At 45.7% G+C, this 14,094-nt stretch carries 14 protein-coding genes; all 14 read left to right on the forward strand.

Annotation, left to right across the window (positions count from 1 at the left end):
* Positions 1 to 159 precede the first annotated feature (159 nt).
* Positions 160 to 453, forward strand: a complete 294-nt coding sequence (gene yqfC / locus ACXHJ2_RS06590) for a sporulation protein YqfC (RefSeq protein WP_016821590.1) — start codon at positions 160 to 162, stop codon at positions 451 to 453.
* On the forward strand, positions 450 to 1,643 hold the full coding sequence (gene yqfD, locus ACXHJ2_RS06595) for a sporulation protein YqfD (protein WP_016821589.1): 1,194 nt from the start codon (positions 450 to 452) through the stop codon (positions 1,641 to 1,643). Before yqfC ends, yqfD begins: the two co-directional genes overlap by 4 nt.
* A 6-nt stretch (positions 1,644 to 1,649) precedes the next feature.
* Positions 1,650 to 2,621, forward strand: coding sequence for a PhoH family protein (locus tag ACXHJ2_RS06600; protein ID WP_016821588.1), 972 nt, complete (start codon positions 1,650 to 1,652; stop codon positions 2,619 to 2,621).
* Between the two features lie 95 nt (positions 2,622 to 2,716).
* The gene (locus ACXHJ2_RS06605; RefSeq protein WP_031461798.1) at positions 2,717 to 4,963 is read left to right on the forward strand and encodes an HD family phosphohydrolase; all 2,247 of its coding nucleotides are present in this window, start codon (positions 2,717 to 2,719) and stop codon (positions 4,961 to 4,963) included.
* 55 nt (positions 4,964 to 5,018) lie between these two features.
* Entirely contained in the window at positions 5,019 to 5,516 is a 498-nt protein-coding gene (gene ybeY, locus ACXHJ2_RS06610; RefSeq protein ID WP_016821586.1) for an rRNA maturation RNase YbeY, read from the forward strand.
* The gene (locus ACXHJ2_RS06615) at positions 5,516 to 5,890 is read left to right on the forward strand and encodes a diacylglycerol kinase family protein (RefSeq protein ID WP_016821585.1); all 375 of its coding nucleotides are present in this window, start codon (positions 5,516 to 5,518) and stop codon (positions 5,888 to 5,890) included. Before ybeY ends, ACXHJ2_RS06615 begins: the two co-directional genes overlap by 1 nt.
* A gap of 56 nt (positions 5,891 to 5,946) precedes the next feature.
* On the forward strand, positions 5,947 to 6,849 hold the full coding sequence (era, locus tag ACXHJ2_RS06620) for a GTPase Era (RefSeq protein ID WP_016821584.1): 903 nt from the start codon (positions 5,947 to 5,949) through the stop codon (positions 6,847 to 6,849).
* A gap of 481 nt (positions 6,850 to 7,330) precedes the next feature.
* Complete coding sequence (locus ACXHJ2_RS06625) at positions 7,331 to 7,468, forward strand: YqzL family protein (RefSeq protein WP_090889398.1); 138 nt, start codon at positions 7,331 to 7,333, stop codon at positions 7,466 to 7,468.
* 42 nt (positions 7,469 to 7,510) lie between these two features.
* Positions 7,511 to 8,263 (forward strand): DNA repair protein RecO, encoded by a 753-nt coding sequence (gene recO / locus ACXHJ2_RS06630; protein WP_016821583.1) that lies wholly within the window; start codon positions 7,511 to 7,513, stop codon positions 8,261 to 8,263.
* Positions 8,264 to 8,401: 138 nt separating this feature from the next.
* The gene (locus ACXHJ2_RS06635) at positions 8,402 to 8,548 is read left to right on the forward strand and encodes a hypothetical protein (RefSeq protein ID WP_155399770.1); all 147 of its coding nucleotides are present in this window, start codon (positions 8,402 to 8,404) and stop codon (positions 8,546 to 8,548) included.
* 118 nt (positions 8,549 to 8,666) lie between these two features.
* Complete coding sequence (gene glyQ, locus ACXHJ2_RS06640; RefSeq protein ID WP_013372135.1) at positions 8,667 to 9,554, forward strand: glycine--tRNA ligase subunit alpha; 888 nt, start codon at positions 8,667 to 8,669, stop codon at positions 9,552 to 9,554.
* The gene (glyS, locus tag ACXHJ2_RS06645; protein WP_025679643.1) at positions 9,547 to 11,622 is read left to right on the forward strand and encodes a glycine--tRNA ligase subunit beta; all 2,076 of its coding nucleotides are present in this window, start codon (positions 9,547 to 9,549) and stop codon (positions 11,620 to 11,622) included. The genes glyQ and glyS overlap by 8 nt, the downstream gene beginning before the upstream one ends.
* Positions 11,623 to 11,744: 122 nt before the next feature.
* Positions 11,745 to 12,221 (forward strand): YaiI/YqxD family protein, encoded by a 477-nt coding sequence (locus tag ACXHJ2_RS06650; protein ID WP_165079579.1) that lies wholly within the window; start codon positions 11,745 to 11,747, stop codon positions 12,219 to 12,221.
* Positions 12,214 to 14,088: a DNA primase gene (gene dnaG / locus ACXHJ2_RS06655; RefSeq protein ID WP_016324556.1), complete on the forward strand. Its 1,875-nt coding sequence runs from the start codon at positions 12,214 to 12,216 to the stop codon at positions 14,086 to 14,088. Before ACXHJ2_RS06650 ends, dnaG begins: the two co-directional genes overlap by 8 nt.
* Positions 14,089 to 14,094: the final 6 nt, after the last annotated feature.

Here is a 14,094-nt window from a genome sequence, read left to right on the forward strand (position 1 = left end):
CTGTGACGCTGGTGTAACAGCGTCCAGTGACGGTTGAGACATAGGATGAAACCGAATGGTAATAACAAGCGATTAAAAAAAGCAGCATAGCTGCCATCAAAATAATTATTTGCCGTTGGATAACAGTTATTTTGATGACAGGAAAGGAGATTTCGCCGTATGAGCCGGATGAGCCGCAAACTGCGAAAGTGGGCCAGCGAGACGTTGGAGCTTCCGCAGGACATTCTATTTGATCTGCCGCGGTTAACCCTCATCGGCAGCCGCCAGCTTTATGTAGAGAATCACCGGGGTGTGGTGGATTTCACGCCAGATCAACTCGTACTTGCACTTGCGCAAGGCAGGCTAAGAGTGTCAGGCCATGATCTAATCATTACGTCTATCCTGCCAGACCAGGTAAGTGTAGAGGGACATATTACGGATATTCAATTGGAAGGAACGGAGGAAGGCTCGTGAAACATCCCGCTTTAGCAAAGCTGCGTGGCACGGTTACCCTAGCTGTCGAGGGCGAAAGTGTGGAAGCTTTCATTAATTTACTCACTGATCACCATATACCTGTTTGGAACGTGCGGCCGATGGGTACTAGACTTGCAGAAATGAACCTTCTGCTGCCGCACGTCTTCCTGTTGCGTCCGCTTTTGAGAAGGACAGGCTGCAAAATGCATGTTCTCAAACGTCAAGGACTTCCCTTTACTGTTGTACGACTCGCCAAACGTAAATTTTTTCTCGCAGGACTGGCCTTGTTCTGGATAGGACTCCTGCTGATGTCATCGCTCATCTGGGACATTGAAGTGAAGGGGAATGACAAGCTCCCAACGGAAGCTGTTCTCAAAGCAGCCCGACAGGAGGGGCTTTATCCGTTTCAATGGAGTTTTCGCCTTTCCAGCCAGGACAAGCTTTCGCGCGCACTCATGCAGAAGCTTCCAGAGGCATCCTGGATCGGTGTGGAAAGGCAGGGAACCTTGGTGACAATTCAGGTCGTTGAAGCTTCACAGCCTACTCCCCCGCCGCTCTACAGTCCACGTCATCTCATCAGCAAGGCGGACGCGGTAGTCACTGAAATTTTTGCCGAGCAGGGGCGTCCTGTTGTGCATAAAAATACACGGGTCAAAAAAGGAGCTATTCTCATTTCAGGAACGCTTGGAGATGAGGAGAATCAGCAACAGGTCGTAGCCAAAGGAGAGATTAAGGGGCTTGTGTGGCATGAATATGAAATTAGTAGTCCCATGGTACGACGCAGCAGCACATATACGGGGAATAGCCACGATCGCTTGTATCTGGTGCTAGGCAACCGTGCGATACAATTGTGGGGATATGGGAAAATACCTTATTCTACACATAAAACGACCGTTGAACATGATCCGCTAACATGGCGTTCTTACAAACTTCCGATGGGGTGGATGAATGAAAGTGTGCGGGAGACCAAGATACAAGAGCAGAAGTTAACGGAAACAGAAGCCAAAATGTCAGGAATAGAAGGCGCACGCGCGGATATTTTAGCTAAATACGGCAAAGGAACGAAAATAATGAGCCAAAAAATTTTGCATGAGAAGAGAGAGAATGGTAAAGTTTATATGAAAGTACTTTTTGAAGTGGAACAGGATATTGCGGAAGAACTTCCGTTAGTTCATAACCAAGGAGAATGAGGCTATTTGGCAGAACAACAACGCAGCATACAAATTGCATTGAACAGTGCGGGAGAAGGTCAGGCGTTATTCGGCCCGCAGGATTCCTTTTTAAAATTGATCGAAGCAGCTATTCCTGCAAAAATAGCATCTCGTGAGGCGGAAATTAATGTTTTTGGAGATGCTCACGAAGTGGAAGTGCTCGAACAATTGTTCGATGTTTTGCTCCAGTTAATTCGTAATGGGTATATACTGACCGAAAGGGATGTCCATTATGCGATTGAGCTGGCAAAAGATCTGCGCGCCGATCAGTTGCTTGATTTGTTCAAGGGAGAAATTACGACAACGTTTCGGGGCAAACCGATTCGTGTCAAAACGATTGGACAGAAGCACTATGTAACCACGATTAAAAAACGCGATATTGTATTTGGGATTGGCCCAGCGGGTACTGGTAAAACCTATCTGGCTGTAGTGCTGGCCGTAGCTGCTCTAAAGGAAGGTTCAGTCAAGCGTATTGTACTGACTCGTCCTGCGGTAGAAGCTGGTGAGAACTTGGGCTTTTTGCCCGGGGATTTACAGGAAAAGGTTGATCCGTATTTACGCCCGTTGTATGATGCCCTATACGATGTGATGGGTCCTGAGCAGACGGCAAAAGCGTTGGAGCGCGGGTTGATAGAAATTGCGCCACTGGCTTATATGCGGGGTCGTACGCTGGATGACTCATTTATTATTTTGGATGAAGCCCAAAATACCACACCAGAACAAATGAAAATGTTTTTGACTCGACTTGGCTTCGGTTCCAAAATGGTTATTACCGGCGATGTTACACAAATTGATTTACCTCGTGGCAAAAAATCCGGTCTAATTGAAGCAAATGCGATTTTAAAAGGGATTGAGGAAATAGGCTTTGTCCAGTTTGCGGAAGAGGATGTTGTCCGTCATTCCCTGGTTCAAAAAATCATCGTCGCTTATGACCGTGTTGCTGAAAATCAAGCATAAGCCCTTGAGCACGAGTATAGTGGGTATGATCAGAAAACGAACAAAATGAGCAGCATAGCTGCCTTGAAAAAGATGATGGAGAGGGATTGTTTTAGATGACCTCGAAGGAATTATCTAAAGGAAAAACGTTCCAGCATAGAATGAATGGATGGAAGTATAGCGTGGCGACACGCTATCTTCTGTTTTTATTTTTGGTGGTTCTTTTTTATGTGGGTTTTGCGTCCAAGCTGCTTCCCGAACGCTATGACATCCGGGTGAATCAACCGAGTGAAAAGGAAATTGTCGCTCCAATGCAGCTTCCTAACAGTAAGGCGACTTTGAAGGCCCAAGAGGAATCTGCTGAGCGCGTGCAGCCCATGTATACCATTGTACCGATCCGCAACGATAACCTGATTACCGGTATTTTGGATCGAATTGAACGGCTCAATCAGGATGATCAGGTCTCCAGAGCAGATAAGATTTCGATTTATAAGGATGAGATTCCTCAACGTGCACGGGAATTCGTGCAAAATTTTGTGAACAACAGCCGTAATGCGGATGCCTACCCAGATAAATTGCTGGATGAGGTGCTGGAAAAAACGAAAGAGCAAACGTACCGAATCCCAGAGGAGACATACATCAAAATTCCGCGACTTACATCTGAGGATATTGCCGAAATGCGGCCCGTAGCCCGTGAGATTGTAACAGGATTGATGAATGATCAAATTACGGATGCCCAGACGGCTCGAGCCAAGGTAGCTGAACGGGTGAGTACAAGCTCTCTTACTAAACGTACCTCCCGGGAGGTTGTTCAGGAACTTGCAAGGCTTGTGATTACAGCCAACAAGTTTTATGATGATACAGCTACGAAGGACGCTAAAGTACAGGCTCGTGAAGATACACCTACAGTTTACATTAAACAGGGTGAAGTACTTGTTAAAAAGGGTGAGATTATTACCCAGGAAATCTATACACTGCTTGATGAGAATGAGCTGCTCAAGGATAAAATCAACTATTGGCCACAATTTGGCCTGCTGTTGCTGTCTATGATGCTGGCATTGGGTCTGTTTATGTATATTCGTCAATTTCAATCACGAACACGAAACTTCAAGTATAATAATGCACAGTTGCTCATGCTGGTGTTAATCTTTGTGATTACAGTGGGAGCTATGATGTTAATTTCTATACTGCAGACTAGTGAACGATCCTACCTCGGCTATCTGGCACCTATCGCACTTGGAGCTATGCTTGTAACGTTGTTGCTTGATATGTCGCTGGCATTCGTATGTGCCGTTATATTCAGTATATTGGCAAGTGTTATTTTGAATGTTCGTCAGGGACAAATTTTTGATTTTAATTTTGGTTTTTTTGCTCTTGTGGTCTGTCTGGCGTCGATTTTTTCTACCCACCGGGCCAGCCAGCGTTCAACGCTGTTCAAGGGATCTATTATGGTATGCCTGTTCGGGGCTCTGGCTGTTTTTTCTTTGGCGCTGATTGACCAAGGGAACTGGACTCAAACAACGACACTCTATGGGGTAGCCTTTGCTTTTGCAGGTGGTCTGGTTACAGCGATCCTTGTTATAGGGCTAATGCCATTTTTTGAATCCACCTTTGGCATCTTGTCGGCACTGAAGCTTGTCGAATTGTCAAATCCTAATCATCCATTGCTTCGCAAGCTACTTACCGAGACTCCCGGAACATATCATCATAGTGTAATGGTAGGTAATCTGTCGGAGGCCGCAGCGGAGGCTATAGGAGCAAATGGGTTGTTGTGCCGGGTTGGTTCGTATTATCATGACATTGGTAAAACCAAAAGGCCTTCGTACTTCATTGAAAATCAAAATGGGATGGAAAATCCGCATGATACAATAGAGCCCAAGCTTAGTAAATCCATCATTATAGCCCATGCCCGTGATGGTGTGGAAATGCAATTGGATTACAAGCTACCCAAGCCGATTCGTGATATAGCCGAACAACACCACGGAACGACATTTCTGCACTATTTTTACCACAAGGCATTGCGTGAGGCGGAAGAACGGGGGGTGGAGCCTGACTTCACAGAGGATGATTTCCGTTATCCGGGACCGAAGGCTCAGTCGAAAGAGGCTGCTGTAGTAGGAATTGCTGATAGTGTGGAAGCAGCAGTTCGATCCTTGCGAAAACCTACGGTGGAGCAGGTAGAATCCATGATTGAAAAAATTATTAAGAGCCGTCTTGATGATCACCAGTTTAACGACTGTGAACTGACCATGAGGGAGCTTGATATCGTGGCCCAAACGCTCAAGGAAACAGTAATGGGAATTTTTCATTCCCGTATTGAATATCCAGAGGAAAGACCTAAGCCCGAAAGTGGAAAAGCTTAATATTACTTGTGCATGAAGCACAGGTAAAGCATTAGAATTAAAAGGAGCGGTTGGCATGGGCCTTCAATTAGCTTGGAATAATGAACAAAACGATATGGTAATTAACGAATCGTTGATCACGCTGCTGAACACCTTATTAGAGGAGGCTGGCAAAGCGGAAGGGGTTATGGACGGTGAGGTTGCCCTTACTTTCGTGAATGATGATCAAATACATGAGTTGAACAGGGATTATCGCGGAATTGATCGTCCTACTGATGTGTTGTCTTTTGCTATGAAGGAAACACTAGATGAAGAGCTTGAAATAATTTACGAACCGACGGAAGAAAATCCTTTAAACGATGTACCGGATGTACTAGGAGATATTATTATTTCTGTACAGACAGCCCAAGCTCAAAGCGAAGAATATGGACATTCGATTGAGCGTGAAATCGGTTTTTTGTTTGTTCACGGTTTTCTGCATCTGTTAGGCTATGATCATCAAGACGATGCAAGTGAAGCGGAAATGATGGGTAAGCAGGAAGCTGTGCTGGCTCAAGTGGGGTTGACACGGTAATGAGACGTCAGCCTTGGAGAATGACCTTTCGCTATGCCGCAGAAGGCGTGGTATACGCTCTGCGTACGCAAGTAAATATGCGGATACATGCGGTCGTGGCGCTCCTTGTCATTGTGGCAGGGTTAACTCTGCGCATCTCCCGGCTCGACTGGTTATTCGTGTGCATGGCCATTGCCATAGTCATGGTAGCCGAACTGATCAACACCGCTGTTGAAGCAGCGGTGGATCTAATCTCACCTGATATTCATCCGCTGGCCAAAGCGGCTAAAGACACCGCCGCCGGAGCCGTGCTCCTGGCAGCGGTTTTTGCTGTAATTATTGGCATATTTGTATTTTATAGACCTTTGTTGACGTTAATGAGTCAGCTGCTTTAATGAAAAAAACAAAAATAAAAATTAGGTGCTTAATCGCGCTGGAGGAAATAAAAAAAATGGCTAAGAAACAGTTTAAATCCGGCTTTGTCGCAATTGTTGGCAGACCCAATGTCGGAAAATCAACATTGATGAACCATGTCATTGGGCAGAAGATTGCCATCATGTCAGACAAACCCCAAACGACACGGAATAAAATTCACGGTGTATACACCACAGAGGACACACAAATTGTATTTTTGGATACACCGGGGATTCACAAGCGCCAGTCAAAACTGGGCGATTATATGAATCAGACCGCTTTTAATACATTGGGTGAGGTAGAAGCGGTACTTTTTCTTATTGACGCTGCTGAAGGTTTGGGCGGAGGCGACCGTTTTATTGCGGAACAGCTTAAACAAGTCAAAACACCAGTTATATTGGTGTTGAATAAAATTGACCGCATTGAGCCGGAGGCATTGTTGCCCCTGATTGAGCAGTATCGCAAGTTGTATGACTTTGCGGAAATTGTGCCGATCTCGGCCAAAATGGGCAATAATGTAAACACTCTGTTGGACCAGATTCAAAAATACTTGCCAGAAGGTCCGCAATATTATCCTGATGACCAAATTACCGACCATCCAGAGCAGTTTGTCATTGCCGAGCTGGTTCGGGAAAAGATTTTGCACATGACACGTGAGGAAGTACCCCATTCTATTGCGGTTATGATTGAAGACATGAAAGTACAGGATAATGGTGTAGTGCATATTATGGCGGTTATTTTTGTAGAGCGTGATTCCCAGAAGGGGATCATTATCGGCAAACAGGGAGCCATGCTCAAAGAGGTGGGCAAACAAGCTCGCCAGGATATCCAAAATTTGCTAGGATCCAAAATTTTCTTGGAACTTTGGGTTAAAGTCAAAAAAGACTGGCGTAACCAGGAACGTGTCCTTCGTGATCTGGGCTTCCATCGCGACGCTTAAAAGCAGATATCGATATCTACCATCACTTTGGTCATCAAAGGTCTATTGAGGCTAAGATTGATGTTAAATAATATGTATAGTTGTTGTAAGTATCATAAAAAAGCCGTCTCGACCTCTATGAGCGCCGCGCATAAGCGGTGCTTAACTTCTTGCTCTTACCCTTTCTTCCAGCGATGAAATAAGGAGTGCTTTTTAAAAGAGTTATTGTAACTGTATGCACGTTGTAGCGGAGCGAAGAATTTGAATCTGAAGAAGCGTCAGCGTTCGCCTTTACCCCTGAATTTACTCCTTTTCTCATTGGATAAAATAAATTCAGGGGTAACAGCGATCGTAAGATCAAATCATTCGCGAAGCGGTGTCCAGACCGTACACAGTAGCCTTTTTCAACGTAATCCATTAATTTCATCGCATACTTCTTCCCTCTTCGCATCATCCTATTTTTGAGATGCAGACGTCATTTCCGAAGAAAGGATGAATACGAATGCGAGATTTTTCGTGGAAGTATTTTGCGATGACTGGAGATGTCGGTGCGTATCTGTTATACAGGGAGAGCGCTGTGACAAGGGAGCAAGACAGGGATGAAGGAGAGTCGGACGAGCATGAAGAAGCCCGTGAATAGAGCGAACCACTGGCTTCTTCGCGAATGTTTGGGGGAAGAAGCATGCTTTACAGGATGGAAGGAATCGTCATCCGCAGCATGGATTACGGTGAGGGGAACAAAATTATTACGCTTTGCACCGAAAGCGGAGGCAAAGTAGGTGTGCTGGTCAGAGGCGCGAAAAAATCCAAAAGCCGTCATGCTGCTTTAACGCAGCCGTTTACGTACGGTGAATTTGTTTTTTTTCGTAACACAGGCTTAGGCACACTGAATGCCGGTGAAATTATCCAATCCCACCATACACTGCGCGAGGATATTACAAAGGCTGCTTATGCTTCCTATGCTTGTGAACTGCTTGATCGGGTATTACAGGATGAGGAAACAGGTGCATTTTGGTTTAAGCAGCTTAAAGCCTGTTTGGAGGCACTGGAGAGTGGCAAAGATCCGCTGATCGTCATGAGTATTTATGAATTTAAAATATTGCAGGCGGCCGGATATGCACCTCAGCTTGATGCTTGTATTTCAAGCGGTCAACAATGTGCTGATGAGGATATGTTTATCAGTCCGAGGTTAGGTGGGGTTTTGTGTCGGGGCTACAAGCATTTTGATCCAGCTGCGTTGAGTGTTGCTCCACGTACGTTGAAGTTGCTGCGCTTGTTCGCCCAAATGGATCTAAATCGACTCGGCAATATCGACGTGAAGGACTCCACCAAGCTGGAGATCAAACATGTCATGCGTCAGTTCATGGATATGCAGTTGGAGGTTAAGCTGAAATCCCGTAATTTCCTGGATCAGCTTGATAAGTACGATATGTGAAATACGGTGTTCTCTTGACTGTATCCCTGAAAACGTGTAATATCCTACTATATATCTCCTTTGGGAGCAGATGCATTGAACGAGAAAGTAACGAGACGTATTCTCTGTAGTTAGCGAGTTGGGGACGGTGTAAGCCCAGTGGGAATTGTTCGTGAACATGGCACTCTGGAGCGTCTGAATGGACACGGAAAAGAGGATTACGATCTGACTGGTGATGTAGGATCGCAATCAAGTAGGGTGGAACCGCGGGAGTCAGCTCTCGTCCCTACGTCTGTACAGGCGTAGAGGCGGGGGCTTTTTGCTGTCTCTAGCAAGGCTTATGGAATAAATTAGCCCTGTACATATGAGTTTAAGGATTAGAAATCACCAACATTTTAGGGAATTGGAAAGGAAGCGTGTGCCCATGAATTTTCAGCAGATGATTTTAACGCTGCAACAATTTTGGTCTGAACACAACTGCATTATTGTACAGCCTTATGATACGGAAAAAGGGGCAGGCACGATGAACCCGATGACGTATTTACGTTCAATTGGACCTGAGCCGTGGAACGTAGCTTACGTTGAGCCTTCTCGCCGTCCGTCTGACGGACGTTATGGTGAGAACCCGAATCGCCTGTATCAGCATCATCAGTTTCAAGTGGTTTTGAAGCCTTCACCTGATAACATTCAGGAGTTGTATCTGGAGAGTTTGAGCCGTTTGGGCATTAACCCACTGGAGCATGATATTCGTTTTGTTGAAGACAACTGGGAAGCACCGACGCTGGGAGCCTGGGGATTAGGTTGGGAAGTATGGCTGGACGGTATGGAAATTACCCAATTCACGTACTTCCAGCAAGTGGGCGGTATTGATGCCAGTCCGGTTGCGGTTGAAATTACGTACGGTATGGAGCGTCTTGCTTCCTACATCCAGGACAAAGAAAATGTGTTTGATTTGGAATGGGTTAATGGAATCTCGTACGGTGATGTTTTCCACCAACCAGAATTTGAGCATTCCAAATATACGTTCGAAGTATCTGATGTCAAAATGCTATTTACTCTTTTTAACATGTATGAAGAAGAGGCGAATAAAGCGATGGCGCAGCATCTTGTATTTCCAGCCTATGATTATGTGCTGAAATGCTCTCACACGTTCAACTTGCTGGACGCTCGCGGAGCCATCAGTGTAACGGAACGGACAGGTTTTATTATACGAGTGCGTAATTTGGCGCGCCAGGTCGCTGCGACCTATCTGGAGGAGCGCGAGAAGCTGGGCTTCCCGCTGTTGAAGAAAGGAGGTGCGGCAAATGTCTAAGGATCTATTGTTTGAGATCGGGCTGGAAGAAGTGCCTGCACGTTTTATCCCGAATGCGATTCAGCAGTTGAAGGAACGTATGACGGCGTGGCTGGACAGCTCGCGTATTGCTTACAGTGCTGTAGAGGCTTATGCTACACCTCGTCGTTTGGCGGTACTTGTTAAGGAAGTAGCGGAGAAGCAGGAAGATATTAACGAAGAAGTTAAAGGACCTTCCCGCAAAATCGCACTTGATGAAGCCGGTAACTGGAGTAAGGCTGCTCTAGGCTTTGCCCGTAGCCAAGGTGTTGATCCTGAACAGTTCACGTTCAAAGAACTTGGAGGCGTGGAATATATTTACGCGACCAAGAGCAGCATAGGTGTACCAACGGCAGATGTGCTGTCCGAAGGATTACTACACATTTTACATGCCATGACATTCCCTAAATTTATGCGCTGGGCAAGTTATGATTTTAAATTTGTTCGTCCAATCCGCTGGTTGGTAGCCTTGTTTGGTAGCGATATTGTTAATTTGGAGATTGCTGGCGTACAGTCAGGGAATGTGACAAGAGGACATCGCTTCCTTGGACAGGAGGCCGTTGTAGAAAGTCCAGCGGACTATGTTGAAGTACTTCGCAAGCAGCATGTCATTGTCGACATTGAAGAACGTCAGTCGCTTATTGTGAAGCAGATTGAAGCACTTGCAGCCGAAAAAGATTGGACGATTGCGGTCAAGGATGATTTGCTGGAAGAAGTGCTGTATTTGGTGGAAACTCCAACAGTACTGTTCGGTGGCTTTGACCCTGCGTTCTTGAACATTCCGAAGGATGTACTGATTACTTCCATGCGTGAACACCAACGCTATTTCCCAGTGCTGGATCGCACAGGAAAGCTGCTGCCATACTTTGTTACGGTACGTAATGGTGGCAGTCAATCGCTGGAAGTCATTGCAAAAGGAAACGAAAAAGTATTGCGCGCGCGGTTGTCTGATGCCAAATTCTTCTATGAAGAAGATCAGAAGCTGGAAATTAAGGATGCCCTCTCCAAGCTGGAAAGTATCGTTTTCCACGAAGAACTGGGAACAGTTGGAGACAAAGTGCGTCGAATTCGCCGCATTGCTGATGCTCTGGCAGAGAAGCTACGTGTTTCCCCAGATACACAGGAATCGGTTAGCCGAGCAGCAGATATTTGTAAATTTGACCTTGTAACACAAATGGTCTATGAGTTTCCGGAATTGCAAGGGGTTATGGGCGAGGATTATGCCCGTAAGGCTGGAGAGAAGGAAGAAGTGGCAAGAGCGGTGTTTGAGCATTACCAGCCGCGATTCGCAGGAGAAACGGTTCCTTCAACGAACGCTGGAGCGATTGTAAGTATCGCAGACAAGATAGATACCATTACAGGCTGCTTCTCCATCGGTATTATTCCGACAGGTTCACAGGACCCTTACGCGCTTCGTCGCCAGGCAGCAGGTATCGTGCAGATCCTGTTGGATCGTAAGCTTTCGGCTACGTTGTCTGATGTGTTCAATATCGCGCTTGATGTGCACAGCAACTTTGGAAATATGAAACGTTCCGCAGATGAAATACGTAAAGAATTACATGAGTTTTTCGGATTGCGCGTGAAGAAACTATTGTCCGAGACACTTCGTTATGACGTTGTAGATGCTGTGCTTTCAGCTGGATATGACGATGTTGCTTCTGTGGTTAACCGCGGGGCTGCATTAATGACTGCTGTACAAACGGGTGATGTCTTCAAGGCAACAGTTGAGTCTTTTAATCGCGTAGGTAATTTGGCTGCTAAAGCAGTTCACAAGTCAGTGAATACGGGTGAATTTACGGAACAGGGCGAGAAAAACCTATACGAAGCATGGTATGGCGCCTATGAGTCTTATTGTACAGCCTTACAGGAAGGTGATGCGACACAAGCATTGGCGCTTGCTTCATCCATTACTCCTGCGGTGACGGCGTTCTTTGACTCCGTTATGGTTATGGCTGAGGATGATGCTGTACGTAATAATCGTTTGGCATTGCTGGCTGCTATTGACTCAGAATTGAAGCGTTTTGCTGATTTTTCCAAGCTTGTAGTTTAAACGTCGGTTGTGGTAGTATGAACAACTTGAAAAAATGGGTATAAATATACGGAACGGTGTAAGAGTGATCTTGCAGCCGTTCCGTATTTTACTCGAATGCGGATACGAGATGGGGGATGCTCATGGGAGGGTCCGGAAATTTCCCGGATGTACGGATCGTTGTTGACGGGGACGCTTGTCCTGTTAAAAGTGAAATTGCAGAGACAGCTTCCCGTTTTCATATTGACGTTATTATGGTATCTTCGTATGATCATCTCATTCAGGGTAGCAAAGGCGTAAGCGTTGTTAAAGTAGACCGAAGCGACCAGAGTGCCGATCTCTATATTTCCAATCATATCCGCCGCGGAGATATTGTAACAACCAACGATTATGGTCTTGCTGCACTCGCCTTGGCAAAAGGTTGTGAAGTGATGTCTTTTCGCGGAACGATTTATCGAAACGATTCGATAGACTTCATGCTGGACCGACGCCACACTTCTGCCAAAGAACGGAAAAAAGGACGTTATGGAAAAGGTCCTAAACCGTTTACATTAGAGGATCGTGAAGTTTTTCAACATAAACTGACAAAACTTTTACTTCGCTTGCAGGAGAATGAGTAACGGTATCGAATTATATTTACGTGCTAAAGAGATGAAGGTGGTTAATATGAGTGCCGGACAAGGTAACATACCGGACGATATCATCGAGTCAGTTTTACAACATCATGATATTGTAGATACGGTAAGCAAGTACGTGCATTTGACCAAGCAGGGGAAATATATGAAAGGCCTCTGTCCTTTTCATTCCGAAAAAACCCCTTCATTCACCGTGACACCGGATCGTCAGATTTTTTACTGCTACGGCTGCGGCGCGGGAGGCAATGCCATCAAGTTTATGATGGAAATCGAAGGACTATCCTTTCCCGAAGCTGTCAGGACAATGGCAGAAGAAAGTCATATTCCGCTCGGCGAATGGCAGGGACGTGATTCATCGCATCAGCATCCTGAGTTGGACAGGCTGTTGCAAGCGTATGAACTAACTTCTAAGATGTACCATTTTTTGCTTAAAAATACGGAGCACGGCAAACCAGCCATGGAATATTTGCGTTCACGGGGATTCAGTGACAAGATCATTGACCAATTCCAAATTGGCTATGCACCCAACCGATGGGATACGATCGTTCAGTTTCTAGAGAAGCGTTCTTTTGATCCTGTCGAGATGGAAAAGGGAGGACTCATTTCTCCCCGACATGAGGGTGATGGATATGTAGATCGATTCAGAGATCGTATCATGTTTCCCATTTGGAATCGAAACGGAAAAGTTATTGCCTTTGCAGGCCGTATACTTGGCGAGGGGCAGCCGAAGTATTTGAACTCGCCGGAGACCAAGCTATTTAACAAAAGCCGAACGCTGTACAATCTCCACCATGCTAAGACCTCAATTCGCAAGCTTCGTCAAAGTGTTCTTTTTGAAGGCTATGGCGATGTCATCTCGGCATGGGAAGCTGGCGTACAAAATGGAGTGGCCGCCATGGGGACTGCTTTAACGGAGCATCATGCTACGATGTTAAAGGGACTGTGCGACGAGGTTATTATTTGTTATGATGGTGACCGGGCAGGACAAGCGGCAGCGCTTAAAAATTTTCCACTGTTGGAAAATGCGGGACTTCACGTAAAAGTAGCGTTGGTCAGCGATGGTATGGACCCGGATGATTTTATCCGGCAATACGGCGCTGAACGTTTCCAACGCCAAATTATCGAAAGTGCTGTTTCAACGGTGAAATTTAAGCTTATATATCTGAAAAAAAACCATATACTGCAAGAGGAAGAAGGAAGAATCGCGTATTCCCGCGAAGCATTAAATGTCATTGCACCTCTGTCATCCCCGACTGAGCGGGAAGTGTATCTGCGCGAAGTATCTGCCGAAGTCAAGGTGGATTTTGAAACCTTAAAGCAGGAATGCAATTTACTCCGTCAATCCCTGCAAAAAAAACAGAACTTTGGGGATAATAACGAAAATGGGTGGAATAATGGTAGGCATAAAAAAGGGCAGGTCTCTACGCCCAATCTGTTGCCGGCTTACCATGTGGCTGAACGCAGGCTGCTTCACTGGATGATGCAGGATTTAGAAGCTGCAGAGTATGTAGAAAAGCATCTGGGGGACGCCTTTAATATTGAGGATCATGCAGCAATTGCTGCTTATCTATATGCCTATTACGCGCAAGGGAAGTTACCGGATACAAGCCGTTTTATTTCATCTTTGCAAGACGACCGACTGGAGAAGAACGTAAGTTCGATCATGATGATGGATGCTCCAGGCGTATGGGCACCGCACATTTTGGATGATTATATTCGTCAAGTGCGAAAATTTCCATTGCAGGAGCAACTGGATTTGAAGAGGGAAGAAATGAGAACCGCTGAGCGCTCAGGTGATTTTTTGCGTGCAGCACAAATTGCAAGCGAGATTATAGCCCTAGAGAGACAATGAACACAC

It is taken from the genome of Paenibacillus sp. ALE3 (assembly GCF_054113405.1).

Bases quoted from the DNA above. Each gene is read 5' to 3' on its own strand.
- yqfC (WP_016821590.1), top strand. From the start codon at position 160: ATGAGCCGGATGAGCCGCAAACTGCGAAAGTGGGCCAGCGAGACGTTG.
- ACXHJ2_RS06605 (WP_031461798.1), top strand. From the start codon at position 2,717: ATGACCTCGAAGGAATTATCTAAAGGAAAAACGTTCCAGCATAGAATG.
- ybeY (WP_016821586.1), top strand. From the start codon at position 5,019: ATGGGCCTTCAATTAGCTTGGAATAATGAACAAAACGATATGGTAATT.
- ACXHJ2_RS06615 (WP_016821585.1), top strand. From the start codon at position 5,516: ATGAGACGTCAGCCTTGGAGAATGACCTTTCGCTATGCCGCAGAAGGC.
- era (WP_016821584.1), top strand. From the start codon at position 5,947: ATGGCTAAGAAACAGTTTAAATCCGGCTTTGTCGCAATTGTTGGCAGA.
- ACXHJ2_RS06625 (WP_090889398.1), top strand. From the start codon at position 7,331: ATGCGAGATTTTTCGTGGAAGTATTTTGCGATGACTGGAGATGTCGGT.
- recO (WP_016821583.1), top strand. From the start codon at position 7,511: ATGCTTTACAGGATGGAAGGAATCGTCATCCGCAGCATGGATTACGGT.
- glyQ (WP_013372135.1), top strand. From the start codon at position 8,667: ATGAATTTTCAGCAGATGATTTTAACGCTGCAACAATTTTGGTCTGAA.
- glyS (WP_025679643.1), top strand. From the start codon at position 9,547: ATGTCTAAGGATCTATTGTTTGAGATCGGGCTGGAAGAAGTGCCTGCA.
- ACXHJ2_RS06650 (WP_165079579.1), top strand. From the start codon at position 11,745: ATGGGAGGGTCCGGAAATTTCCCGGATGTACGGATCGTTGTTGACGGG.
- dnaG (WP_016324556.1), top strand. From the start codon at position 12,214: ATGAGTAACGGTATCGAATTATATTTACGTGCTAAAGAGATGAAGGTG.